This window comes from Lysobacter ciconiae (assembly GCF_015209725.1).
Lineage (GTDB): Bacteria > Pseudomonadota > Gammaproteobacteria > Xanthomonadales > Xanthomonadaceae > Novilysobacter > Novilysobacter ciconiae.
Window position 1 is genome coordinate 136634 of sequence record NZ_CP063656.1, and the last position, 24310, is coordinate 160943.

Sequence of the window (24310 nt, forward strand, 5' to 3'; positions counted from 1 at the left end):
ACGGGCAGGGTGATCCGGGTTGGACTGGGGCACCATCCTTCTAGCGTTCCATTCGCTGCTGGTGCTGGCCTTCGTGGTCCGCATCCTGCTGCGCGACGACCTGTCGCCGCCGGCGCGGCTGGCGTGGTTCATCGTGCTCAACCTGGTGCCGTACTTCGGCAGCGCGATCTATTTCCTGTTTGGCGAGATCGACATCGGGCGCCGGCTGAAGAAGCGCCACGAGGAGGTGTTTGGCGAGATCCGCGCCCGGGCCTCCGCCTTCATGGGCGTCCCGGCCGATACCGACCGCCTGATCGAGCCGCTCTACCGACCGGCGTTCCGCTACGCGGCGTCCATCAACGGCTTCCACGCGGTGCCCGGCAACGCCGCGGAACTGATGGCCGACGGCGACGAGACGCGCGCGCGGCTGGTGGCCGATATCGATGCCGCGACCGAGCAGGTCCACGTGTTGTATTACATCTGGCTGCGCGACAACACCGGCACCGACATTGCCGAAGCGCTGATCCGCGCCGCCCGCCGCGGCGTGACCTGCCGGGCCATGGCGGACGGGCTGGGGTCACGCGCGATGATCCGGTCGGCGCTGTGGAAGCGGATGGGCGAGGCCGGCGTCCAGCTCGCCGTCGCGCTCTCGTTCCGCAACGTGCTGCGGGTGTTCCTGACCAGCCGCATCGACCTGCGCAACCATCGCAAGATCACCGTCATCGACGGCCGCATCACCTACTGCGGAAGCCGCAACTCGGCCGATCCGGAGTTCCTCGTCAAGGCCAAGTACGCCCCGTGGGTGGACATCATGCTGCGGTTCACCGGGCCGGTGGTGGCGCAGAACCAGCTGCTGTTCGCCAGCGACTGGATGCAGGCCACCGGCGAATCGCTGGACGGGATCATGCTGCGCGCCGAGCCGGTTACGGGTGGATTCCCGGCCCAGGTGATGGGGGTCGGCCCGACCGAGCGCCGGGGCGCCACGCCGCAACTGTTCTCCAACCTGATCGCCTGCGCCGACCGCAGCCTGACCATCTCCACCCCGTACTTCGTCCCCGACGCCACCCTGATGGACGCGCTGTGCGCCGCCGCCTACCGTGGCGTGGCCGTCACGCTGATCTTTCCGGAGAAGAACGACAGCTGGATCGTCGCCGCCGTCAGCCACAGCTACTACCACCGCCTGCTCGATGCCGGCTGCAGGATCCACGAATTCAAGGACGGACTGCTGCACGCCAAGACCCTGACCATCGACGGCAGGATCACCGTGGTCGGGTCCTCCAACCTGGACCTGCGCAGCTTCGACCTCAACTACGAGAACAACATCCTGTTGCAGGACGAGACCGTGACGCGCGCCGTCATCGAACGGCAGCAGGACTACATCGCCCGTTCCGTACCCGTGCGCCTGCCCGACGTGCTGACCTGGCCGTGGCACCGGAGGATCTGGAACAACGTGGTCGCCACGATCGGGCCGCTGCTGTAGCGCGGCGATGGGGAGCAGGGGTCAGCGGGCGGACGAAGCGTCGAGTGCCCCAGTGACGAAATCGACCTTCGGCGCCCGAAAACCCATCGCCACCCACGCGCGCAATAGTCTGGCGACGAAGGACCAGGTGTGGGTGCGTGGGTTGGGCACGTCGTCAGGCAACTCGACACCGGGAGGGCGGTCACGGGTCATCGTCCGTGTCTCCAGAGTGGGCAAGGTCGCCGGGTCCCAAAGTCCGCCGTAGAGGCTCAGCCAATGGCCGTTGGTGAACTCCAGGAAGACCGGCGTGTTGCAGCAGGTTGCGACGACGCGCCGCGTCTTGGAGGTGGACGACAAACGGTGCTCACGCAACCAGGACTGCCCTTGCGTGCGCCGCACCCGGTCCTTCCGATAAAGGATGAAGCGGGTCGCCGCGTTCGCATCCAGCACCTGCGGTGCATCCGGGAGCGCCTGGAACACTGCGCCTGCCTTTTGACAATCCGCGCAGAGACACTCGACGCTGATGATGGGTTTGCCAATGACCTCGAGCTGCACCTTCCCGCACCGGCAGGTCAGTTCCACGAATGCATCAGTCATCCGTCCTCTCCTCAAGCATCTGTTGCGTCACCGGATCCGGCTGGCCTCCAAAGTAGTGCGCCAATGCCGCGTCGAACAGCGACTCTGTCGGAACGGCCGCACTGAACAGCGTAAGGCACGACCGGAACTTCATCGCGTCCAGCTCCCCAAGGATCTCGGCCGCCGGGAGGGGACCGTTGGCGAGCATCGCGCGCACCGCGTCAACCAGGCGACGGCCCAGGACAGGGTGCTCGAGGTAGGCCGACGCTTCCGCAACGCCGGAAAGCCCGAACCGCCGCGACGTGGCGCTGTGACCAAGACCCGCCAGCTGCGGAAACACGTACCAGATCCAGTGCGATTGCTTCCGTCCCACGCGCAGCTCTGCGAGCGCACCATCATAGGTGTCGCGTTGGGCCTCGATGAAGCGCGATAACTCGAATGGATCGGGTTGCGTGGGCATGGGTGGACGGTATCACCAGTGGTTTCGCGGCGACCTTCTGCACACACCCAAATAAGGCAGGTTAGACAATGACAACTGCCTAGATAAACGGACCAAGTCTGGCCAGCCACGACTGCCTGGATCGAATGGCTGACCAGATCGTCTCAGCACCCAGAGCCGCAATGAGCAGCCCCAGGCAAACCCGAATCAGCGGCTCCACCACACCGAAGAAGACAACGTAGATACCGACTGCCGTCAGGAACACCCCGAACAGACCAGATAGAATCCGGTAGATCGTTCCGCTGAAGTATCGATTGATGTCTTGCTCATCCGTCATGGCGTTGACCAACGCCTGAATTAAGCCGGCCAGCCCGAGGCGAACCGGGTGGCGTCGAGACTGAGAAGCGGGCTTGGCTTGAACGAATTGTTAGGCTGCAGCCTAGATCCTGCCTTTGGCTGCGAGCCTTCTGTAGTGCTCGCCTAGCGCAGTTAGTTTGCATGATTTGCTCTCCATCGCGGCGTGCCACATATGAGGAGCATCTACGGGCACAAGCAAGTTAAGCCGGTTATAGCGTTGCAAAAGGGCAAACGTCTCGCAGTTCTGCCGGTTCGGCGGAGCTGAGTCCGCTGGGCGGCCCGCCAGCTCCGGCTCGAAACTCGGGTCTAAGCGAAACTCAAATCCAGGCACAGGAAACAGCTCAGATAACTTTCTCAGATTCTCTAAGGAAATCGGCGCCTGAACCTTTCTCAGTGAAACAAACTGTTTAACATTCGTCTTAAAGACAGGTCGCTGCTCCCAAGCTCCCAGTGATTCGTCGATGTGCGCGTAGATGCCACCTGGTGTGATGTCTCCGGAGAGAGTCGCTGCGCTACCGGACAATGCATCAACGAACAGCGTGGTAAACGTGCCGCGCCCATTTTCCTCGGTCGCGTACTGATCTTCCGTTGAGGCTGTGAGAATGGTGCTGCCATTCGCCAAGGCCGTAAGATTTGAAGCTCCGGGCGGTGTCCCTGCAATGCCAGAATGACAGCTATCTAAGACAATGATCTTGTTAGAGGCTGGTGAGGCATTTGCAAAAGTGAGGATGTCATTCAGTGGAATGCCATCAGTTCCACGCGCGCTATCTGTTGCGAGTATGTAGCCACCACTCGAATCTATGTGTCCGTGACCTGCGAAGTAGAAAAGCGCAACAGAGCACTCAGTGTTGAAGAGATTCTCAACATGATCTCGTAGATCGTGTCTCTCAACGATATCTGTTGGACCTGTTCCGGTCAGTAGTTTGCAGTCAAAGTTGACCGAGCCGTCTCCGTGCCTCTCAAGGACTGCTTTGACAGCGTGCGCGTCATCAACGCAGCCATAAAGACTCGGGCCATTGGCGTAATAGTTGACTCCAACAATGAGGGCTTTCCGCATGATCATCGGTCTCGCATTGAGTCGATAAATTTCTCAATTGCTGGCCAAGTCCACGCAACTGGCGTGACGCCAGCGAGGCGTGTGTAATCTTCTTTGTATCCCCATAACGCGAGGATTGGAACACCTTCTTCCTTGGCGCAGGCGATCTCCCACTTTTGGCCGGTAGATGTGGGCGAGTTCTTCGTTACCAGCACAATTACTCCGTCCGACCTTCGAATACGAGTGCGTACTTTGGCCTGCCAATTTGCGTCATATGCCTCTTTGACAGACATGTCTATGTATTCGAACGGGCTGCGCGTGTGAAGGGATTGGCCCTTCAAGAAATCTCTCAAGCGCTCGTCTTCTATCGCAAATGCTACGAAGATGGTTTTCATAACGCTCCAAATTGCGGTGATGTTTGTGTGCAGCCTAACGCTGCAGTTAAGCCGACCTCCGACGCCTAGGTCGGAGCTTTGCGGAAATGGAGCTACGACTCTGGCCGGAAATGGGACTTCGGAGGTTCGCCTTGAACGACCTGTTAGGCGCGTGTCGCACTTTTAGCGTGAATTCAGCTTAACGTTTAACGCATACACGAACTGAAAGTTTGCAAATTTCCGCCCTTGTCATTTAGGTGGCCAGAAACCAAAAATATGTCGTGTTTTGCCATAATAGACTTCAACCGTGGCGTGCAAAATGTGCTATCCCAGGCTTCGGTAAGAACAGTATTTAGCGCGTAGGAGAGCTTGCTGGTGTCAGCGTCGTGCGCGGACATTAGTGCGGGATCTGCTGTGTGAAATCTGAGGACGTAAGAAAGCATTGGGACGTCACCAGTGCGCTCAATTGGCGTTACGTTGTAAATATTTTGTTCTGTACCCGACGCAACTGATCGAGCATAGCTGTCGAGATCTTGAACGATGGCTACGCTCTCGGGTAGTGGGAGTTCTTGTGCGCTCTCGTGCGCCGAGCACCCGAAGAGCGCAAGAGGGATTAGCGCCGCCGACAACAGAGCCTTTCTGGAGATCATTCGCGCCTTCCAAAGTGGATCTAACACCGTAGTTAAGCCTCCGTAGTTAAGCCCACCCCCGACGCGTAAGTCGGAAGTTAGCGGAAATTGAGCAACTACTACCTGAAAATGGGACTTCGGGGGTTCGGGTTGAACGACCAGTTAGGTTGCAACCGTAGCCGAGCAAGCTCAGCTGTGAAAGATCTTGCTGGGAGCATCGCGAAAGCGCTGCACGCGCCCGGCGAACTGTACTGTCGCCAACATTCATCCTGAGCAGCAACGCTTATTTCGACCTAACACCTCTTAGTCTTCACTTCCCTCAGCCACACAAATTCGTGTCTTCTCTAAAAAGTCTAGTTGCTCCTGCAGCGCCTCGATGCGTGTCTCAGTTGAGCCTGACTCGGTATTTCCGGTAGGAGCGAACGTAACGCTTCCGTTTTTTCCGACAACGAACGCTGTCTGGCCGGCATAGCCGCCCATGCGGTTTTTGGCGTTCACGCTGCCGCACGTTGCGCCGGTGCGAGTAACGTAGTGAACCTGCTCAAATACCGCCGAATCCGGGTCATTGAGCGACTGTTTTACGAGCGCGATTGCCCGAGCTTTTGGTGAGAGGTAGGAATTCCAAGCAAAATATCCAGCGCAAGCAGCAAGCGTGACCACAAGCACGATCCAAAGCGTCTTTTTCACATAGCCCCCTAATTTTTTGTCGAGAACCCTAACGCCTGAGTTAAGCCGACTTGCGTAGTGGAGCCAAAGCCATGGCAAGCTTTTTCTGCCATGGATTTGGTGTAACGAAGCAAGTTCGGCTTGAACGAATTGTTAGGCGCTCAGCGACATACATGCATGCCAAGCGCCAAAGCCAAAGAGTACGTATGCGGTGACTACTAGAGCAATAGCGAGCCCGCGACCCCACTTGCCGATGCGGTTGCTGAACTTGCCAAGCTCGTCGCCGAAGCCCGCCTGCGACAAGTAGGTGGCGCCAGCTGCCGCTGCCGCGGCTAACACGCCCCAGACAAACAACGAAAGCCCGTAAGCAGCTTGTGACATGACGGTGCGAGGAACATCCGTAGCCCAAGCATTGCCGAGGAATGCGAGCAATGCGACCGCGGCGCCTCCATTTATAAGCAACGAACTTTTGAGTGCGGACTGGCCGGTCATGACCGTAGCCCGCAGCATCTCAAGATTGAATTCGTGGACGCTGCGATGCTGCTCGGCGTTGGCGGCGAGTTGCGCTTTGTAGTGCTCAAGCGCCGCCTCACCGACCTCGACATTGTCGGGCGACTCTGCCGCCATCCTGCGAATCTCAGCATGAACTCTTTGCAATTCGGATAGCGGGACCGAATCTGCACCCTGTTCCGCTGCGTCTTCGATCGCGGCGGTATAAATCTCGATGAGTTCAGAAACTTTCATGAGCGCCTAACACCGTAGTTAAGCCGAAACGCGTAGTGGAGCCAAACATAGGGCAAGCTCTTTCTGCCCTATGTTTGGTGGAACGAAGCGGTTTCGGCTTGAACGAGTAAAAAGGAGACTCCCCACTTCAGCGGCGAGCCGCTCGGCATCGAGTGCCATGATTGTGTTTCGACACAACAATCAAACGAAGGGGGAGTCTCCAATGAGCACTATAACGATGGGTGTGGATCTGGCAAAGGACGTGTTCTCGGTGAGCGCGCTCGACGGTGCCGGTCGGGTGCGTCAGCGGAAGGATTTGAAGCGCGATTCCTTTGTCATATGGCTGGTCCAGCTTCCGCCTGGCACCGTGGTGGCGATGGAAGCATGCAGCGGCGCGCACCACTGGGCCCGCCGCTGCATCGAACACGGGTTGGTACCGCGACTGATGGCGGCGCAGTTCGTCAAACCGTTCCGCAAATCGCAACGCAACAAGAACGACCGCAACGATGCCGAAGCGATCGCCACAGCGGCGCGTCAAGGCAACATGCGCTTTGTAGCAGTGAAGACGGTGGATCAGCAGCCGCGGCTGAGTTGGCATCGGGTACGCGAGGGGTACAAGGCCGAGGGTTTGGCGATCAGTAATCGCCTGCGGGGTTTAATGGCCGAGTTCGGGGTGGTAGTGGCACGCAGTGACCACGCGCTGCGGCACGCGCTGAGTGACCAGGAGGTGCGCCAGCAACTGCCGGCGATGCTGCAGCAGCTGCTTGATGATCTTCAGGACCATTGGCAACAGGTTCGCGAAAGGGTTGCCGCTTGCGATACCACCATTGCCGCCCATGCCAAGTCGGACACACGAAGCGTTCGTGCCCAGCGACTGATCGGCGTGGGTCCGCTGACCGCCGATGCGCTGGTAGCCACCATCGGTGATGGCCGTGAATTCACGCACGGCCGGCAGCTGTCGGCGTGGCTGGGACTGACCCCGACCCAGCATTCCAGCGGCGGAAAGCAGCGACTGGGTGAGATCAGCCGCCGCGGCGACAGTTACCTGCGTACCCTGCTGATCCAGGGTGCAAGAAGCAGTTTGCAGCGCGCCAATGCGGTTGCCCAGGAGAAAGCTACCGCCGAGCAGATATGGATCCGCGGCCTGACGCAGCGTTTGCCGTTCGGAAAGGTGCTGGTGGCGATTGCCAACAAACATGCACGACAGCTGTGGGCGATGTTGGCTCGCGATGAGGATTACGACGCTGAGGCCTGGCTCAAACATCCGATGGTGCAGCGGCCGGCCACTTCCAGAAAACAGACCGTCGCTGCCTGACCGGAGCACGGCCGACGATGTTCAACGCCAGAGCGAACAGGTAGCAAGCGGTCAGACCGCCCCGGAGAGAGCCTGACTAACAAGGTGGCGCCATCGCATGACACGGTTGATCCCCGTGCATGGGCGAATCCGATGAATGAGAGAGGCCTTCGGGTGCGGCTTTTACCCTGGTCCGGATCAGCACTGCCGATCCAACAAGACCGATTACGGAAATGCAGTCTGGCAACGCTTTGATCACCCAATCACTCTGGCCAGTGGCACTGCAAGGCGCACAACAAGAGCACAGCAACCACCTGAAGCTCAAGGTCAGGACATCATGCACTCGGGGTTGACGGGAAGCTCCTTACGGAATTGTTAGGCACCAGCCACCAGAACCCCAATGGCAAGTGCAAAGCCAAGAACTGAGCTAAGCATGCCAATGAGTGGAGCGTGATAGCTGCGTAAGGAATGGAAAATGATAAACGCGCCAATGAACGCGAATGCGACAACTCCGATAAGTGGCAGCCACCACGAAAATGGAAAGAAGCCTGCCGAAGGGCCAGAGCATGGCGAATCTGACCCAGAAGCAATGCGACGCTATTGCCCGCAAACTCAATACAAGGCCGAGGAAACGCTATGGGTATGAAACACCACTGCAAAAGTTATTAGGATAATGAGCGTTGTCGCACTTGGTGGTTGAATTCGCCAGGGTGTCGCAACTAATGGGCAAATTCACCCTCCACGACCCAAAACATCGCACCATGCTTGATATATTGGAGTGCGGTCGGCCTCGCGACTGGCGATGTAATTTAAACGATCTTCAAACGTTAGTAGGTGTCCCGCACGACAAAGCGCCTCATTACAAGCTTTACAGCTGATAACGACGTTGTCCAAGATATCTCTACCGCCAACGGATTTTGCAACAATGTGGTCAGCGGTGTAGGACCAAAAAGCCGAAAGCGAATGCAGGAAGTCTAGGCCGCAATATCTACATCTGCCCTCGTCACGCAAAAATGCTTGCTTTTTGTAGTCTCTACTGATCTCTAGAGCTAGATCAAGACTCATGACTATTCCTAACGCGACCGGCATAGTATTCAATCGACGTTTGCATCTTCTTGTCGCTCTACTGCAAATTGCCTTGGATGCAGCTCAGATGAACATCTAGAGCGGCGTCCAGTGCGTCTATTCTTGCGTCGATCATAGAAACGTTGCCCGGGCCAGAGTTGCCATGCGAAAAACTACCGCGGGCCCTCGCCGCAAGTACTAAATCTTCATGAATGGCAGCGCGAACCGTGGTGGAATGTTCCGCATGTTGAACGGCCTGTTCAAACAAGTTCGCGTCTTCCTTGGCTAAGTGCCGCGTCGCTGCCCAGTAGGAAACAGCCGCAAGATCTCCACATTTCGCCCCATGGCTAAAGGCACGCGGATTGACTCCGAGTAAGCGTTAGATGAAAGCAGAATGGACATCGTGAACAAAGTGGCAGCGCTTATATTTTTCATGACTTTCCCTAGAAGATTTAAGTGTGAGAAGTGAACAGCGAATAGCTAACACCGGAATTAAGCCGACCCGCGAAGCGGGTTCGGCTTGAATGAACTGTTAGGGCCTGGCCGGCCAACTTTTACCTGCCCCTCTAAGACAAGTCCCCGAAGTGTTGCTGTCTGGTGCGGACGAGAGAAAAGTATGCGGACCTCCCGGTACTCCCGCTCATCTGTGAGCCTGGCCGCGTCTAGTGCTACAGCATCCTTCTGTCCGGGAGTGCGATAAACGAGCTCTCGATGAATGTACTCGACTGGGAAGATGACACCGCCACCAGATGGCACGTGCTCAAGCAGCAGCAGTGAAAGTCCGTGGCCAGTTCCGAGGTCAGCGACCGTCTCCGCTGTAAGCGGAGGAAGTTGATGGAAGTGCTCGCTGTCAGGAGTTGCCATGTGTTTCCCCTGCGCCCTAACGCCTATTCGGCACCAAAGTGGTGCCTATTCCCTGTGTGTAATCCGGATAGTCCGGTCCGAGTTTTCAGCGTAAGTCCTGTAGAAATCAACGACTTCTGCTGAGCGAAGGTGCCTGATCCCCGTATCTAATCTTGAATGTCGTCCGGCGGTGTTCCCCAAGTCCCGGATCGTCCCACTCCGCCCCGACGCGCGCAACTCGTGTTCCCAATCGCCGCTATTTTGAATTCCAGCCCCTTCCCCCCGTTGCTGCATGACCCACCAATGCATCCGTGTTCCAATCACTGCGTTTGGGATCACTGGCAGGAGTCAGGTCGATGGGTGTGGGCAAAGGCAGTTCTCGGGTTCTGGGCGCCGTGATGGGCGGGGTATTGGCAGCGACGGCTCCGACGGCGGGGGCGCAGGACGCGATGCCGTCCGTCACGGCGGCGGACTACGCCCGCGCGGAATCGTTCATGGGCTACAGCACCACGCCGCTGCTGGACCACGCGGTCAACACGGTGATCTGGCAGGACGACGGCCACTTCTGGTTCCGCGACCACGATGCCGACGGCGACCACTTCCGCCGCGTCGATGCCGCCACCGGGACCATCAGCGATGCCTTCGACCGCGAGTTGCTGGCCAAGGCGCTGGCGGACGCGACCGGCAAGCCGGCGGACGCGACCAAGCTGGCCGTCACTGCGTTCAAGGTCGCCGAGGACGGGCGCTTCGACCTCACTGTCGCCAAGCAGCGCTACCTGTGCGACCTGCAGGACAAGAGCGTCTGCGTCGCCGTCGATGCCGACACCCGCAAGCCGTCCGCCCAGGGCGCGGACGCCGATGCCAAGCCACCGATGGTGCTGTCGCCCGATGAGAAGCTCGGCGCCTTCATCCGCGACTGGAACCTGTGGGTGCGCGATATCGACACGGGCGCGGAGACCCGGCTGACCACGGACGGCCGCACCGACTACGGCTACGCCACCGACAACGCCGGCTGGACCCACAGCGACCGCGCGATCCTGGTCTGGTCGCCGGACTCCAGCAAAATCGCGACCTTCCAGCAGGACCAGCGCGAGGTCGGCGAGATGGTCCTGGTCGGCACCAACGTCGGCCTGCCGAAGGTCGAGCGCTGGAAGTACCCGTTGGCCGGGGCAGACAAGGTGACCATGATCGAGCGCGTGATCATCGACGTGCCCGCCCGCAAGGTCGTGCGGCTGGCCATGCCGCCCGATCAGCACCGCTCGACCCTGTGCGACGACGTCAGTTGCGATGGCGGCTGGGAGGATGTGCGCTGGTCGCCCGATGGCGCGACGCTGGCGTTCGCGTCCACCTCGCGCGACCACAAGGACACCTGGCTGCGGGTCGCCGACGCCGCCACCGGCAAGGTCCGCGAGGTGTACCACGAGCACGCCCCGACCTACTTCGAGAGCGGTAACGGCAAGGTCAACTGGCAGTACCTGCCCGAAAGTGGCGAGTTCATCTGGTTCAGCGAGAAGAGCGACTGGGGCCACCTGTACCTGCACGACCTGGCAACCGGCAAGCGCAAGCACGCGATCACCAGCGGCGAGGGCAACGTCACCCAGGTGCTGCGGGTGGACCCCGACAGCCGCACGATCTGGTTCCGCGGTGTGGGCATGGAGCCCGGGCGCGACCCGTACTACCAGCATTTCTACAAGGTCGGTTTCGATGGCGGCCAGCCGCAGTTGCTGACCCCGGAAGATGCCGACCACACCATTACCCTGTCGCCCGACGGCACCTACTTCGTCGATGCGTATTCCACCCCGCAGACGCCGCCGGTCACCCGCCTGCGCCGCAGCGGGGATGGCAGCGACATCGCGGTGATCGCCCGCGCCGACGACCGCCGCCTGCGTGCCACCGGTTGGGTGCCGCCCACTTCCATCACCGTCAAGGCCCGTGACGGCAAGACGGCCCTGTACGGAATGCTGTTCACCCCGACCGGCCTGGACGAGTCGCGCAAGTACCCGGTGGTGAACTACATCTACCCCGGCCCGCAGACCGGCTCGGTGCGCGGCCGCAGCTTCAACGTGGCCCGCGCCGACCACCAGGCGCTGGCCGAGCTGGGTTTCATCGTGGTCGCCATCGACGGCATGGGCACGCCGTGGCGCTCCAAGTCCTTCCACGACGCCTTCGATGGCGACATCGGCGACAACACGCTGCCCGACCAGGTCGCCGGCCTGCGCGAACTGGGCAAGCGCTTCCCGTGGATGGACCTGGAGCGGGTCGGCGTCTGGGGCCATTCCGGCGGCGGCTACGCCACGGTCGATGCGATGTTCACCTACCCGGAGTTCTACAAGGTCGGCGTCGCCCAGGCCGGCAACCACGACAACCGCAACTACGAGGACGACTGGGCGGAGAAGTGGATGGGGCTGGAGGTCACCGACAAGGACGGCAGCAGCAACTACGACGCCCAGGCCAACCAGAACCGCGCCGCCAACCTGCGCGGCAAGCTGCTGCTGGCGCACGGGATGATGGACAACAACGTCCACCCCTCCAACACGCTGCTGGTGGTGGACGCGCTGATCAAGGCCAACAAGGATTTCGACCTGCTGCTGTTCCCGAATGCGCGCCACAGCTTCGGCAAGGACACCGGCTACATGACGCGGCGGCGCTGGGACTATTTCGTCCGCCACCTGATGGGCGCGCAGCCGCCAGTGGAATACAAGATGCAGGCCGACAAATCCTGACCCGACCGGCTCCGCCTCCGGTGCCGTGCCCGCCGGCCGCTACACTGCGTCGCCCGCCGGCTGGCCCAGCCGTCGGTCCCGACGCCAGAGTTGACGGTCCTTGAGCGCTATCTCCCCTTTTCGCCGCGAATGGTTCGGCAATATCCGCGGCGATGTGCTCGCGGGACTGGTCGTCGCGCTGGCCCTGATTCCCGAGGCGATTGCGTTCTCGATCATTGCCGGGGTCGATCCCAAGGTCGGCCTGTACGCGTCGTTCTCGATCGCGGTGGTGATCGCGTTCACCGGCGGCCGGCCGGGGATGATCTCCGCGGCCACCGGGGCGATGGCGCTGGTGATGGTCACCCTGGTCAAGGATCACGGGCTGCAGTACCTGCTCGCCGCCACGGTGCTGACCGGGGTGCTGCAGATGCTGGCCGGTGTGTTCAAGCTCGGCGGCCTGATGCGGTTCGTCTCGCGCTCGGTGATCACCGGTTTCGTGAATGCGCTGGCGATCCTGATCTTCATGGCCCAGCTGCCCGAGCTGACCAACGTGCCCTCGACGGTGTACGTAATGACGGCCGCCGGTCTGGGCATCATCTATCTGTTCCCGTACCTGACCCGCGCGGTGCCCTCGCCGCTGGTGGCGATCGTGGTGCTGACCATCGTCGCGGTGGTGCTCAAGCTCGATATCCGCAGCGTTGGCGACATGGGCGAGTTGCCCGACAGCCTGCCGGTGTTCCTGCTGCCCGACGTGCCGCTGAACCTGGACACGCTGCGGATCATCCTGCCTGTCTCGCTGACCCTGGCCGTGGTCGGCCTGCTGGAATCACTGCTGACCGCGCAGATCGTCGATGAGCTGACCGATACGCCCAGCAACAAGAACCGCGAATGCGTCGGCCAGGGCGTGGCCAACGTCGCCACCGGCTTCATCGGCGGCATGGCCGGCTGCGCGATGATCGGGCAGTCGGTAATCAACGTGAAGTCGGGCGGGCGCGGGCGGCTGTCGACCTTCGTCGCCGGCGCGGTGCTGCTGGTGATGGTCGTGTTCGCCGGGCCCTGGGTGAAGCAGATCCCGATGGCGGTGCTGGTGGCGGTGATGATCATGGTCTCCATCGGCACCTTCAACTGGTCCTCGATCCGGAACCTGCGCCATTACCCGGCCACCTCCAGCATCGTGATGCTGGGCACCGTGATCGTGACCGTGCTGACCAGCGACCTGGCCCGCGGCGTGCTCACCGGCGTGCTGCTGTCGGCGCTGTTCTTCGCCCGCAAGGTCGGCCAGGTGCTGCGGATCGATTCGCAGCTGGACGCCAGCGGCAACGCGCGCCGGTATACGGTGACCGGGCAGGTATTCTTTGCCTCCAGCAGCGCCTTCGCCGCCGGCTTTGATTTCCGCGAGGTCCTGCAGCACGTCACCATCGATGTCTCGGAGGCGCGCTTCTGGGACCTCAGCGCGGTCGGCGCGCTGGACAAGGCGGTGATGCGCTTCCGCCGCGAAGGCGCCACAGTGGAGGTGGTCGGCCTGGACGAGGCGAGCACCGCGCTGGTCGCGCAGCTGGGCGTGTACGACAAGCCCGGCGCCGCCGGCTGATCGATGGCCATCAAGGAGAACGTCGTGATGAGCGCTGACGCCACTTTTCCCGAACGCTGCGTGCTGGCCGCGATCGACGTGTCCGGCTATGCGGCCAGTGTCGCCGCGCATGCGGGCTGGGCGGCGGCGCGCCTGTCCGCGCCGCTGGAACTGATGCACGCGATCGACCGTGAGGCCGGGCCGGTGCCCATCGACCTGACCGGCAACCTCAATCTGGGCGCCCAGGAAGGCCTGCTGGAGCAGATGGCCCTGCTCGACGAGCAGCGCGGCAAGCTGGCCCAGCAGCGCGGGCGTGCCCTGCTCGAAGAAGCCGGAAACGTGGCCGCCGCCCATGGCGCCAAGGCGAGCATCCGCCAGCGCCAGGGCCGTCTGGTGGAAACCCTGCTGGACCTGCAGGACGACGTGCGCCTGTTCGTGCTCGGCAAACGCGGCGAGCACGCGGACTTCGCGCGCGGGCATCTGGGCAGCAACCTGGAACGGGTGATCCGCGCCGTCGAGCGACCGGTGCTCGTTGCACCGCGCGCCTGGCGGCCGGTGCAGCGCTTCATGATCGCCTTCGACGGCAGCGCGACCACCCGACGGTGCGTCGAGCTGGTCGCTGCCAGCCCGCTGCTGAAGGGGCTGCACTGCGAGGTGCTGATGGTGGCCGACGCCGACAAGGTGGACGCCGAACCGATGCAGTGGGCGCAGGCGGAGCTGCAAGCGGCCGGCTTCGCGTCGGTGATGCGCGCCGTCCCCGGCGCCGCGGAGGACGTCATCGCCGCGCAGGTCGCCGCGCAATCCATCGACCTGCTGGTGATGGGCGCCTACGGCCATTCCCGCATTCGCAACCTCGTCGTTGGCAGTACCACCAGCCACATCGTGCGCACCTGCCCGATCGCCGTGCTGCTGCTGCGCTGAGCGGCCTGCGGAACCCGTGTCGTATGGTGACCCCATCAACGCAAACCCCATCGGCCAGTGAGACGACCCCGCGATGAGTGAAACCCTCCCGCCCGTGACCGATCCCGCGCAGGATTGCCTGACCGCGCCGATCCACACCACCGGGGCGATCCAGCCGCACGGCTACCTGGTCAGCTGCGGCCTGGTCGATGAGCGGATCCGTCACGTGTCGGCCAACATCGCCGAGCTGCTCGGCCTGGAGCCGGCCGAGATGCTGGGCCTGGAAATGACCCACTTCCTCGAGGAGGACATGCTGCTGCAGGTCCGCGATGCGGTGGCCGCGGCAGGTCCGGAGGACGGCACCGTGCAGCGCGTGGGAACCGGCAACGTGGGCGCATTGATGATGCCCTGCGACATCAGCGCGCACGTAAGCGACGGTTTGCTGCACATCGAGTTCGAACCGCACTCATCGCGGCAGGAAACGCGCGCCCCCACGCGGGTCGCCCAGCGCATGGTCAGCCGCCTGGGCAGCGATGCGGTGGGTGCGGCGTTCTTCCAGCACGTGGCGGCGGAGATCCACGGGCTGACCGGCTACGACCGGGTCATGGTGTACCGATTCCGTGCCGACGATACCGGCGAGGTCGTGGCCGAGGTGGCCGCCGAGGGCATGCAGCCCTACCTGGGCCTGCGCTATCCGGCCAGCGACATCCCGCCGCCGGCGCGCCAGCTGTACCTGCGCAACCGGGTCCGGGTCATCCCCGACGCGCGGTATGAGCCGATCAGCATCGTGCCGCCCACCGGTCCGTCCGGTGACCCGGTGGACCTGAGCCAGCACGTCCTGCGCAGCGTCTCCCCGGTGCACCTGGAGTACCTGCGCAACATGGGCGTCGCCGCGTCGATGTCGATCTCCCTCATCAGCGAGGGCCGCCTGTGGGGCCTGATCGCCTGCCACCACCGCGAGGCGAGGCGCCTGAGTGCGAGCGCCCGCTCGGCGGCCGACCTGTTTGGCATGTTCGTCTCGGTACGCATCGCCGCGCGCGAGCAGGAGTTGGCGATGGAGCGCTTTGAGGCCACCCAGCACTTGCGCGATGCAGTGGTGATGCGCCTGGCGTCCGCCGGCGATTTCGATGCCGCGCTGCTGGCCGAACTGGACGGCCTGCGCCAGGTCCTTGACGGGGACGGCGCCGGGCTTGCAATCAACGGGCAGTGGAACGTGGTCGGTCGCGCGCCCGGCGGCGCCGACCCGGCCTCACTGGTCAGATGGGCGAACGCCGAAGAGCACGGCGGGGTCGCCCTGAGCGATGCGGCGGCGGACTGGAACGTTCCTGAATTGCAGGCGGCGGGCCTGGCGGGGCTTCTGGCGGTCAATCTGGGATCGCCGCAGGACTGGGTATTCCTGTTCCGAGTTGAGCAGGTCGAGGAGGTCGATTGGGCCGGTGACCCGCACGCGGGCAGGGTGGCCACCGACGACGGGATCCGCATTGCGCCGCGGCGAAGCTTTGCCACCTGGCGGCAGCTGGTGAAAGGGCGCAGTCGCGAGTGGTCAAGCCCGGACCGGCGCGGTGCCGAGCGGTTGCACCGGATGCTGCGCGAGCAACGCCGCCGTTCCAGGCGTGCCGATGCCAGCGTGGACGCGGGGGAGAGTCCGTTCCGCGGGCTCTATCTGCAGGATCAGAAAGCCCGCCTGAACGGGTTGGCGCAGTTGCTCGATGGCCTCGGTCACCTCGACAGTGAGGTCACCGCCGGCATCGGTCTGCGCATTGAAGCGTTGGAGGCCGAATTGCGCCGGCTGATGCTCGACCCGCCGCAGGGTCCCGGCACGGCGAACGCGTCCACGGGCGAGGACGGGGCCCACCGGTAGAATGGGCGCATGGATGTCTCCCACCTGCTTGACGCGCTCAACCCCGCCCAGCGCGACGCGGTCAGCGCGCCGCCCGGCCACTACCTGATCCTCGCCGGCGCCGGTTCCGGCAAAACCCGCGTGTTGACCCACCGCATTGCCTGGCTCAACGAAGTCTTCGGCGTGCCGACCCACGGCATCCTCGCCGTCACCTTCACCAACAAGGCCGCCGCCGAGATGCGCCACCGCGTCGACGCGCAGCTGCCCAGTGGCGTGCGCGGCATGTGGATCGGCACCTTCCACGGCATCGCCCATCGCCTGCTGCGCCTGCACTGGCAGGAAGCCAGGTTGCCCGAGGCCTTCCAGGTCATCGATTCGGACGACCAGCTGCGGCTGGTCAAGCGCGTGGTGCAGGCGCTGGAGCTGGACGACACCCGTTTCCCGCCGCGCCAGATCGTCTGGTGGATCAACGCGCAAAAGGACGAGGGCCGGCGGCCACAGCATCTGCAACCAGACCCGGGCGATCAGTGGACCGACGTGATGCGGCGCTGCTACGAGGCCTACCAGGAGCGCTGCGACCGCGCCGGCCTGGTGGATTTCGCCGAGCTGCTGCTGCGCGCCCACGAGCTGCTGCGCGACAACCCGGCTTTGCTCGCGCATTACCGGCACCGCTTCGGCGAGATTCTGGTCGACGAGTTCCAGGACACCAACGCCATCCAGTACGGCTTCATCCGCCTGCTGGCCGGTGACACCGGAAAGGTTTTCGCCGTCGGCGACGATGACCAGTCGATCTACGGCTGGCGCGGCGCCAAGGTCGAGAACATGCAGAAGTTCCTCAACGACTTCGGCGTCGATGGCAAGGCCGGGAGCGCGGGCGCGCAGACCATCCGGCTGGAGCAGAACTACCGCTCCAGCGCGAACATCCTGGATGCGGCGAACGCGGTGATCGCCCACAACCCCGACCGCCTGGGCAAGAAGCTGTGGACCGACAGCGGCGGCGGCGATCCGATCGACGTCTACCAGGCCTACAACGAGATCGACGAGGCGCGCTTCGTGGTCGAGCGGCTGGCGCAGTGGGTGCGCGACGGTGGCAGCCACGGCGACGTGGCGATCCTGTACCGCAGCAACGCCCAGTCGCGCGCGTTTGAAGAGCAGCTGCTGGCGGAAAAGGTGCCCTACCGGGTGTACGGCGGCCAGCGCTTTTTCGAGCGCGCCGAGATCAAGGACACCCTGGCCTACCTGCGCCTGGTCGCCAACCGCAACGACGATGCCGCCTTCGAGCGCGCGGTCAATACGCCCACCCGCGGCATCGGCGAGCGCACCCTGGACGAAGTCCGCCGGCGCGCACGCGACCAGGCGATCCCGCTGTGGGACGCGGCGCGCACACTGACCGGCGACACGGTGCTGGCCGCGCGTGCGCGCAATGCGCTGGCCGGCTTCATCACCCTGATCGAGGCGACCGAGGCAGACATCGCGGAGATGCCGCTGCAGGAGAAGATCGACCACGTCCTGCTGCGCTCCGGTTTGCGCGAGCACTACGCGCGCGAATCCAAGGGCACGCTGGACTCGCGCACCGACAACCTGGATGAGCTGGTGTCGGTCGCCTCGCGCTTCGTCCACGCCGACGAGGAGGACGCGCAGGCGATGCCCGAGCTGGTGGCCTTCCTCGCGTATGCGTCGCTGGAATCGGGCGAGGGCCAGGCCCAGGCGGGCGAGGACGGCGTGCAGCTGATGACCCTGCACAGCGCCAAGGGGCTGGAGTTCCCGCTGGTATTCCTGGCCGGGCTGGAGGAAGGCCTGTTCCCGAACCAACGCTCCATCGAGGAGGCCGGCCGGCTGGAGGAAGAGCGCCGGCTGGCTTACGTCGGCATCACCCGCGCGCGCGAGAAGCTCGTGCTCAGCCACGCCGAGGCGCGGCGCATCCACGGCCAGGAGATGTACGGCATCCCGTCGCGCTTCCTGCGCGAGATCCCACCGGCGCTGCTGCATGAGGTGCGGCCCAAGCTGCAGGTCTCGCGCCCGATGTACAACAGCGCCCCGCGGCGCGACCTCGAGCACGCCGCCATCGAAGCTCCGCCGCTGCCGCTGGGCGCCAACGTCAGCCATCCCAAGTTCGGCACCGGCGTGGTGACCGACTTCGAGGGCGCCGGCGCCCACGCGCGGGTGCAGGTCAATTTCGCCGACGTGGGCAGCAAGTGGCTGGTTCTCTCCTACGCCAATCTGAGCCCGGCATGACGACGCCACCCTCGGCCCCGCGCCATCTCCCCACCCCGGCCGGCAAGTCCGGCCAGCGGGTGCGCCTGTCGGTGCTGGTGCCGACCACCGTTTTCCTGCTGGGGCTGGTCGCCGCCGGCACGCTGGGCATCCGCCAGCACGATGCCAAGATCGAGGCGATGGGAGCGGCGGTGGATGCGGCGGCCGACAGCGCCGCCGACGACCTGCAGCGGCGCATGAAACTGTACGAGTACGGCCTGCGCGGGGCCCGCGGCGCCGTGCCGGTGGACGGTCGGGCTACGCCGGAGGCGCGCGAGCGTTACCGCGACTACGTCATGTCGCGCGACCTCGAGGCCGAGTTCCCTGGTGCCCGAGGTTTCGCGTATGTGCAGCGCGTAGCACCCGGGCGTGAAGCGGCGTTTCTTGCCGGGCAGCGCGAAGGCGGCACCCGCGATTTCACGCTTCAATCGCTGAGCCCAAATACGGGTGAGCGCTTTGTCGTCACTTATATCGAGCCGCTGGAGCGCAACCATCCCGCGTTGGGACTGGACATCGCCTCCGAGCCCGCGCGGCGGGACGCGGCGCGGGCCGCAATGGCCAGCGGCCAGGCGATGCTTACCGGCCCGATCAACCTGATCCAGTCGCGCGGCGAGCCCGGCTACAGCATGTTGCTGCTGTTGCCGGTGTACCGCGGCGGAGTAACGCCGCCGCCGGAGCAGCGCGCCGCCCTGGGCACCGGCTGGGTGTTTGCGCCACTGGTGACGGCGGAGTTCCTCGGCGAGAGCGCCGATCGCAGCTACTCGGTGGAACTGCGTGATGTGACCGACCCCGGGGCCCCGGTCGTCTTGAACGAGTTGCCGGCGCAGGGCGCGCCAGCAGCGGCCGCCTTCGACCGCCAGCGCCAGTTTCCGATGTACGGCCGACGCTGGGAGCTGGTCATCCACCCCAGCCGGGCCCTGCTGGCACGCCAGAACATCACCTCGCCGCTCACCGTCGCCTCCACGACGCTGGGCGGCGCGTCGTTGCTCGCCCTGATCCTGCTGCTGGGCCTTTCCGCGCGCGAACGGCGCCTGCGGGTGTTCAACCGCCGTGCGCGCATGGCCGCGATTGCCGAGAGCTCGCACGACGCGATCATCGCCACCGACGCCGACGGGAGGGTAACCGAGTGGAACGCCGCGGCGACCGGATTGTTCGGCTACGAGTCCGGGCAGGCGCTGGACGTCTCCCTGGTCGAGCTGATCGTGCCCTTCGAGCAGGTGCGCGAGGATGCCCGGGTAATGGCATCGGCGCTGGCCGGGGAGGCGATCGTCGCGCTGGAAACGGTTCGCCGCCACCAGGACGGGCACCTGATCGAGGTGGAGCTGACGACCGCCCCGATCCGGCGCGCCAAACGCGGCGTCGCCGGCGTGGCGATGACGATCCGCGACATCCGCGAGCGCAACCGCACCGCGCGCAAGCTGCAGGAGCTGAACACCGACCTGGAGCGCCTGGTGCGGGTGCGCACGGCGCAGCTGGAAGAGTCGTCGGTGCTGCGCGAGACCGTGCTCAACAATGCCGGCTACTGCATCATCGCGACCGATCCCGCCGGCGCCATCACCCTATTCAACCCCGCCGCCGAACAGATGCTCGGCGTGGCGGCCGCCGACGCGCTCGGCGACAGCATTGAGCGCTTCCACGATCCGCACGAGATGGCGATCCGCGCCATGCACAGCGAAGCCGAGCTGGGCCGCCCGGTCGCGGTCGGGTTCGACGCCCTCATCGCCCGCGCCCACGAGGCCCCGGAAGCGAGCGAGTGGACCTACGTCGCCGCCAGCGGCCGCCGCATCCCGGCGCTGGTCACCATCAGTGCGCTGCGCCGCGATGACGGCGGCCTGCTCGGCTATCTGGGCATCGCCGTCGACCTGACTGCCCGCAAGGCCCGCGAAGCCGCGCTCAAGCTCAGCGAAAGCAAGCTGCGCGGCCTGTTCGAACTCTCGCCGCTGGGCATCGTGCTGACCGGCCGCGACGGCGCGTTTGTCGAATCCAACCCGGCGTTCCAGTCGCTGGTGGGCTACTCGCCAGACGAACTGCACAGCATGCGCCACAGCGAGATCACGCCGGCCGAATACGAGCCGCATGACCGCGCCGTGCTGGGGACGCTGGAGCGGACCGGCAGCTACGGGCCGCACGAGAAGCACTACGTGCGCAAGAACGGCACCCGGGTGCCGGTACGTCTCAATGGCATGAAGCTGGAGATCCAGGACCAGCGTTACGTGTGGTCGATCGTGGAAGACATCACCGTGCAGCGCACCGCCGAGAGCGCGATGGTCGGCGCCGTCGCCGACGCCGAGGCGGCCAGCCGGGCCAAGAGCGACTTCCTGGCCAACATGAGCCATGAGATCCGCACCCCGATGCACGCCATCCTGGGCATGCTGAAGCTGTTGCAGCGCACTCCGCTGGACCCCCGCCAGCGCGACTACGCCGCCAACACCGAACAGGCCGCAAGCACCCTGCTGGCGATCCTCAACGACATCCTCGACTTCTCCAAGATCGAGGCCGGCCATCTCTCGGTGGAGGCGCAGGATTTCTCGCTGGACTCGCTGCTGCGCAACCTGGCAACCATCCTGGGCAGCAATGTCGGCGACAAGGACATGGAGCTCGTCTACTCGCTGGACCCGGCGATCCCGCCGCAGCTGACCGGCGATTCGCTGCGCCTGCAGCAGGTGCTGATCAACCTGGCCGGCAACGCGGTCAAGTTCACCCACTACGGCGAGGTCGTGGTCAGCGCCCGCGTCGTGTCCCGCGACGAGGAACAGGTGAGCATCCGCTTCGAGGTCCGCGATACCGGCATCGGCATCGCCGCCGACAAGCTGGAGACGATTTTCGAGGGCTTCACCCAGGCCGAGGCTTCCACCACGCGCCGGTTCGGCGGCACCGGGCTGGGCCTGGCGATCAGCCGCAACCTGGTCGGCCTGATGGGCGGGGAGCTGGCGGTGGAAAGCGAGCGCGGCATGGGCAGCCGCTTCCACTTCACCCTCGATTTCCAGATTGCGGCCGACCCGGCGCTCGACACCGACGCAGCGGCCATTCCGGTCCGCGCCGGCGTGACCGGGCCGATGAAGGCGCTGGTGGTGGACGACAACCACAGCGCGCGCGAATCGATCCGCGAAATGCTGGCATCGCTGGGCTGGGATGTGGATGTCGCCAGCGGCGGCCAGGAGGGCCTGGACAGCATCGAGGCCGCGCGCGCGGCCGGGCAGGCCTACGGCGTGGTGTTCCTGGACTGGCGGATGCCGGGCATGGATGGCTGGGAGACCAGCCAGCGCATCCGCGCCGGTCGCGCGGGCGGTGCCGAGCCGCTGATCGTGATGGTCACCGCGCACGGCCGCGAGCTGCTGAGCGAGCGCAGCGCGGCGGAGACCTCCGCGCTGGACGGGTTCCTGATGAAGCCGGTGACGGTATCGATGCTGCTGGACGCGGTGGCGGGCGTGCACGGGCTGGACCGGGACGCGGACGCCGAGGCCCCATCCCTGCCAGAGGCGCGGCGCCTGGCCGGCATGCGCATCCTGGTGGTCGAGGACAATCCGGCCAACCAGCAGGTGGTGGACGAATTGCTCACCGCCGAAGGCGCCGAGGTCACCATCGCCAGTGGCGGCGCGATCGCGCTGCAGTTGCTGGCCGGCGAACCGACCCGCTACGACGTCGTGCTGATGGACATCCAGATGCCCGACATGGACGGCTACACGGCCACCCGGCGCATCCGGGCGATGGCCGGCTTCGACGCCCTGCCGATCGTGGCGATGACCGCCAACGTGCAGGCCAGCGACCGCGAAGCCAGTTTCGCCGCCGGCATGAACGATCACATCGGCAAGCCGTTCGAACTCGACGACGTGATCACGCGGCTGCGCCACTGGACCAACGCGCCGGCGGCGGCAGACGGGGGCAAAACGGCAGGATCGCCTGCGCCCGTCGCTCCGCCGCAGCCCGCCTCGAGTCGCGGCCCGGGTACCCAGGCCGCGCCTGCCCCGAGTGCCGCAGCAGGCAATGCGCCCGAAGTGCTCAACGTCGCCGCCACGCTGCGCCGCTTCGCCGGCAACCGTGCCGCCCTGGACGGCAACCTGGACCGGTTCTCCGGAGCGGCGCGCGCGGTGCACGCCTCGCTGGTGGAGGCCCACGCCGCCGCCGACCGCGAGGCGGCCCTGCGCCATCTGCACACCCTCTACGGGCTGGCCGGCATTGCCGGGGCGGAGCAACTGGCGGCACTGGCGCGCCACGCATCCGGCCTTGCCGCCGCCGTGGAGGGGGAACCGCAACGCCTGCCGGACGCGGCGGTCCTGGCCCGGATTGCCACCGCGATCGCCGAGGTGGAGGCCGAGATCGCCCGCATCCGCCCGCCGGTGGTGACCCCCGCGCCGTCGGACGCGGCCACCGCCAGCGCCCATGGCCCCGCCCATGGCCCCGCCCGTGGTCCGATGTCGGCCGCCCTGGCCGCCGGGCTGCACGAACTGCGCGACCTGCTGGCAGCATCGAGCCTGGCGGCCCTGGACGTCTTCACCGGCCTTCGGCAGGCGCTTGCGCATCATGACGCCCCCGCCGCTGCCGCAATCGAGGACGCGCTCGCCAACCTGGCGTTCGCGCCCGCGCGGGAGCGGGTTGACACCGTCCTGCAAGAGAGTCGCCGATGAGCTCCGCCGAGCACGTTCCCGTTCCGCCCCAGCTGCTGGCTGGCCGGCGCGCCCGCATCCTGGTCGTGGACGACCAGCCGACCAACATCCTTACCCTGCACCGGCTGTTCGAGGACGAGCACGACATGTTCATGGCCACCGGCGGCGAGCAGGCCCTGGCGTTCTGCCGAAGCACCCCGCCCGACCTCGTGCTGCTGGACGTGGTGATGCCCGAGCCGGGCGGTCTGGCGGTCTGCCGTGCGCTGGCGGCCGACCCGGTGACCCGCGACATCCCGGTGATCTTCGTCACCGGCGTGGACGATCCGGACGGCGAGGCCGCCTGTTGGGACGCCGGTGGCGTGGACTTCATCACCAAGCCGTTCAACGCGCGCACCGTCAGCCACCGCGTGCGCGCCCATCTCATGCTCAAGCAGCAGGCCGACCTGCTGCGCCGGCTGGCCTGGGTCGATGGCCTGACCGGCATCGCCAATCGGCGCCACTTCGATGACTGCCTGCGGGACGAGTGGAACCGCTGCGCGCGCCTGGGCTCGCCGCTATCGCTGGTCAGCTTCGACATCGATCACTTCAAGCGTTTCAACGACAGCCTAGGCCACCTGGCCGGCGACGATGCGCTGCGTGCTGTGGCTGCGGCGGCGGCCGGTTGCGTCTCCCGCCCGGGCGACCTGGTGGCGCGCACCGGCGGGGAGGAGTTCGCCGCCCTGCTGTCGCACGTCGATGCGGCCGGCGCGGCCACCGTCGCCGAGCACATCCGCCAGGCGGTGGCCGACCTGGCGATCGGGCATCCGGCGACCGAGCGCGGCCGCGTGAGTGTCAGTGTCGGCGTGGCGACCGTTGTGCCGACGCGCGACGGCGATCCTATCGAGCTGCTCGCAGCGGCCGACAGGGCCCTGTACGCGGCCAAGGCCGACGGCCGCGACCGCGTGCGGGTCGCCCCGGCGCTCGCCGAGCCCGCACTGAGCCGGTGATCCGGGAGCGGTCGG

General features: G+C 64.9%; 17 protein-coding genes and 1 pseudogene. 10 read left to right on the forward strand and 8 right to left on the reverse strand.

Annotated features, from left to right (window positions below; all coding sequences use genetic code 11):
- Positions 1-19 precede the first annotated feature (19 nt).
- Positions 20-1459, forward strand: a complete 1440-nt coding sequence (gene cls, locus INQ41_RS00640) for a cardiolipin synthase (protein WP_193985334.1) — start codon at positions 20-22, stop codon at positions 1457-1459.
- Between the two features lie 21 nt (positions 1460-1480).
- Here the strand turns inward: cls and INQ41_RS00645 are convergent, their stop codons facing one another.
- The 7 genes from INQ41_RS00645 to INQ41_RS00675 form a co-directional block, all read right to left on the reverse strand.
- Positions 1481-2035, reverse strand: coding sequence for a GFA family protein (locus tag INQ41_RS00645; protein ID WP_193985336.1), 555 nt, complete (start codon positions 2033-2035; stop codon positions 1481-1483).
- Positions 2028-2474 (reverse strand): DUF1810 domain-containing protein, encoded by a 447-nt coding sequence (locus INQ41_RS00650; RefSeq protein WP_193985338.1) that lies wholly within the window; start codon positions 2472-2474, stop codon positions 2028-2030. The genes INQ41_RS00645 and INQ41_RS00650 overlap by 8 nt, the downstream gene beginning before the upstream one ends.
- A 79-nt stretch (positions 2475-2553) precedes the next feature.
- The gene (locus INQ41_RS00655; RefSeq protein ID WP_193985340.1) at positions 2554-2790 is read right to left on the reverse strand and encodes a hypothetical protein; all 237 of its coding nucleotides are present in this window, start codon (positions 2788-2790) and stop codon (positions 2554-2556) included.
- A 102-nt stretch (positions 2791-2892) separates the two neighbouring features.
- On the reverse strand, positions 2893-3873 hold the full coding sequence (locus INQ41_RS00660; RefSeq protein ID WP_228076645.1) for a caspase family protein: 981 nt from the start codon (positions 3871-3873) through the stop codon (positions 2893-2895).
- Positions 3870-4241 carry a TIR domain-containing protein gene (locus tag INQ41_RS00665; protein ID WP_193985342.1) on the reverse strand — a complete coding sequence of 124 codons (372 nt, stop codon included), beginning with the start codon at positions 4239-4241 and terminating at the stop codon, positions 3870-3872. Before INQ41_RS00665 ends, INQ41_RS00660 begins: the two co-directional genes overlap by 4 nt.
- Positions 4242-5152: 911 nt before the next feature.
- Complete coding sequence (locus INQ41_RS00670; RefSeq protein ID WP_193985344.1) at positions 5153-5536, reverse strand: hypothetical protein; 384 nt, start codon at positions 5534-5536, stop codon at positions 5153-5155.
- Positions 5537-5668: 132 nt separating this feature from the next.
- Positions 5669-6259: a hypothetical protein gene (locus INQ41_RS00675; protein WP_193985346.1), complete on the reverse strand. Its 591-nt coding sequence runs from the start codon at positions 6257-6259 to the stop codon at positions 5669-5671.
- Positions 6260-6461: 202 nt separating this feature from the next.
- Between INQ41_RS00675 and INQ41_RS00680 the strand changes: the two genes are divergently transcribed.
- Together INQ41_RS00680 and INQ41_RS13400 are read left to right on the forward strand one after the other, a co-directional pair.
- Entirely contained in the window at positions 6462-7553 is a 1092-nt protein-coding gene (locus tag INQ41_RS00680; RefSeq protein WP_193985347.1) for an IS110 family RNA-guided transposase, read from the forward strand.
- 527 nt (positions 7554-8080) lie between these two features.
- Positions 8081-8206: pseudogene (locus INQ41_RS13400) on the forward strand (IS30 family transposase); the annotation flags it as partial.
- 58 nt (positions 8207-8264) lie between these two features.
- Here the strand turns inward: INQ41_RS13400 and INQ41_RS13405 are convergent.
- Positions 8265-8621, reverse strand: a complete 357-nt coding sequence (locus tag INQ41_RS13405) for an HNH endonuclease (protein ID WP_407074283.1) — start codon at positions 8619-8621, stop codon at positions 8265-8267.
- Between the two features lie 1175 nt (positions 8622-9796).
- Here INQ41_RS13405 and INQ41_RS00690 point away from each other — a divergent pair.
- The 7 genes from INQ41_RS00690 (at position 9797) to INQ41_RS00720 (ending at position 24295) form a co-directional block, all read left to right on the forward strand.
- Positions 9797-12163, forward strand: a complete 2367-nt coding sequence (locus INQ41_RS00690) for a S9 family peptidase (RefSeq protein ID WP_193985351.1) — start codon at positions 9797-9799, stop codon at positions 12161-12163.
- A gap of 100 nt (positions 12164-12263) precedes the next feature.
- A complete protein-coding gene (locus INQ41_RS00695) occupies positions 12264-13733 on the forward strand; it encodes a SulP family inorganic anion transporter (protein ID WP_407074239.1) in 1470 nt (489 codons plus the stop codon).
- Between the two features lie 27 nt (positions 13734-13760).
- A complete protein-coding gene (locus INQ41_RS00700) occupies positions 13761-14633 on the forward strand; it encodes a universal stress protein (RefSeq protein WP_193985352.1) in 873 nt (290 codons plus the stop codon).
- Positions 14634-14706: 73 nt separating this feature from the next.
- Positions 14707-16473: a GAF domain-containing protein gene (locus INQ41_RS00705; protein ID WP_193985354.1), complete on the forward strand. Its 1767-nt coding sequence runs from the start codon at positions 14707-14709 to the stop codon at positions 16471-16473.
- 9 nt (positions 16474-16482) lie between these two features.
- The gene (gene uvrD / locus INQ41_RS00710; protein WP_193985356.1) at positions 16483-18687 is read left to right on the forward strand and encodes a DNA helicase II; all 2205 of its coding nucleotides are present in this window, start codon (positions 16483-16485) and stop codon (positions 18685-18687) included.
- Positions 18684-23330, forward strand: a complete 4647-nt coding sequence (locus tag INQ41_RS00715; RefSeq protein WP_193985358.1) for a CHASE domain-containing hybrid sensor histidine kinase/response regulator — start codon at positions 18684-18686, stop codon at positions 23328-23330. Before uvrD ends, INQ41_RS00715 begins: the two co-directional genes overlap by 4 nt.
- A complete protein-coding gene (locus INQ41_RS00720) occupies positions 23327-24295 on the forward strand; it encodes a diguanylate cyclase (RefSeq protein ID WP_193985360.1) in 969 nt (322 codons plus the stop codon). Before INQ41_RS00715 ends, INQ41_RS00720 begins: the two co-directional genes overlap by 4 nt.
- Positions 24296-24310 lie beyond the last annotated feature (15 nt).

What these genes read in the sequence shown, in the direction of transcription:
- INQ41_RS00645 (WP_193985336.1), bottom strand. Translation starts at nt 2,035, where the DNA reads ATGACTGATGCATTCGTGGAACTGACCTGCCGGTGCGGGAAGGTGCAG.
- INQ41_RS00650 (WP_193985338.1), bottom strand. Translation starts at nt 2,474, where the DNA reads ATGCCCACGCAACCCGATCCATTCGAGTTATCGCGCTTCATCGAGGCC.
- INQ41_RS00655 (WP_193985340.1), bottom strand. Translation starts at nt 2,790, where the DNA reads ATGACGGATGAGCAAGACATCAATCGATACTTCAGCGGAACGATCTAC.
- INQ41_RS00660 (WP_228076645.1), bottom strand. Translation starts at nt 3,873, where the DNA reads ATGATCATGCGGAAAGCCCTCATTGTTGGAGTCAACTATTACGCCAAT.
- INQ41_RS00665 (WP_193985342.1), bottom strand. Translation starts at nt 4,241, where the DNA reads ATGAAAACCATCTTCGTAGCATTTGCGATAGAAGACGAGCGCTTGAGA.
- INQ41_RS00675 (WP_193985346.1), bottom strand. Translation starts at nt 6,259, where the DNA reads ATGAAAGTTTCTGAACTCATCGAGATTTATACCGCCGCGATCGAAGAC.
- INQ41_RS00680 (WP_193985347.1), top strand. Translation starts at nt 6,462, where the DNA reads ATGAGCACTATAACGATGGGTGTGGATCTGGCAAAGGACGTGTTCTCG.
- INQ41_RS13405 (WP_407074283.1), bottom strand. Translation starts at nt 8,621, where the DNA reads ATGCCGGTCGCGTTAGGAATAGTCATGAGTCTTGATCTAGCTCTAGAG.
- INQ41_RS00690 (WP_193985351.1), top strand. Translation starts at nt 9,797, where the DNA reads ATGGGTGTGGGCAAAGGCAGTTCTCGGGTTCTGGGCGCCGTGATGGGC.
- INQ41_RS00700 (WP_193985352.1), top strand. Translation starts at nt 13,761, where the DNA reads ATGAGCGCTGACGCCACTTTTCCCGAACGCTGCGTGCTGGCCGCGATC.
- INQ41_RS00705 (WP_193985354.1), top strand. Translation starts at nt 14,707, where the DNA reads ATGAGTGAAACCCTCCCGCCCGTGACCGATCCCGCGCAGGATTGCCTG.
- uvrD (WP_193985356.1), top strand. Translation starts at nt 16,483, where the DNA reads ATGGATGTCTCCCACCTGCTTGACGCGCTCAACCCCGCCCAGCGCGAC.
- INQ41_RS00715 (WP_193985358.1), top strand. Translation starts at nt 18,684, where the DNA reads ATGACGACGCCACCCTCGGCCCCGCGCCATCTCCCCACCCCGGCCGGC.
- INQ41_RS00720 (WP_193985360.1), top strand. Translation starts at nt 23,327, where the DNA reads ATGAGCTCCGCCGAGCACGTTCCCGTTCCGCCCCAGCTGCTGGCTGGC.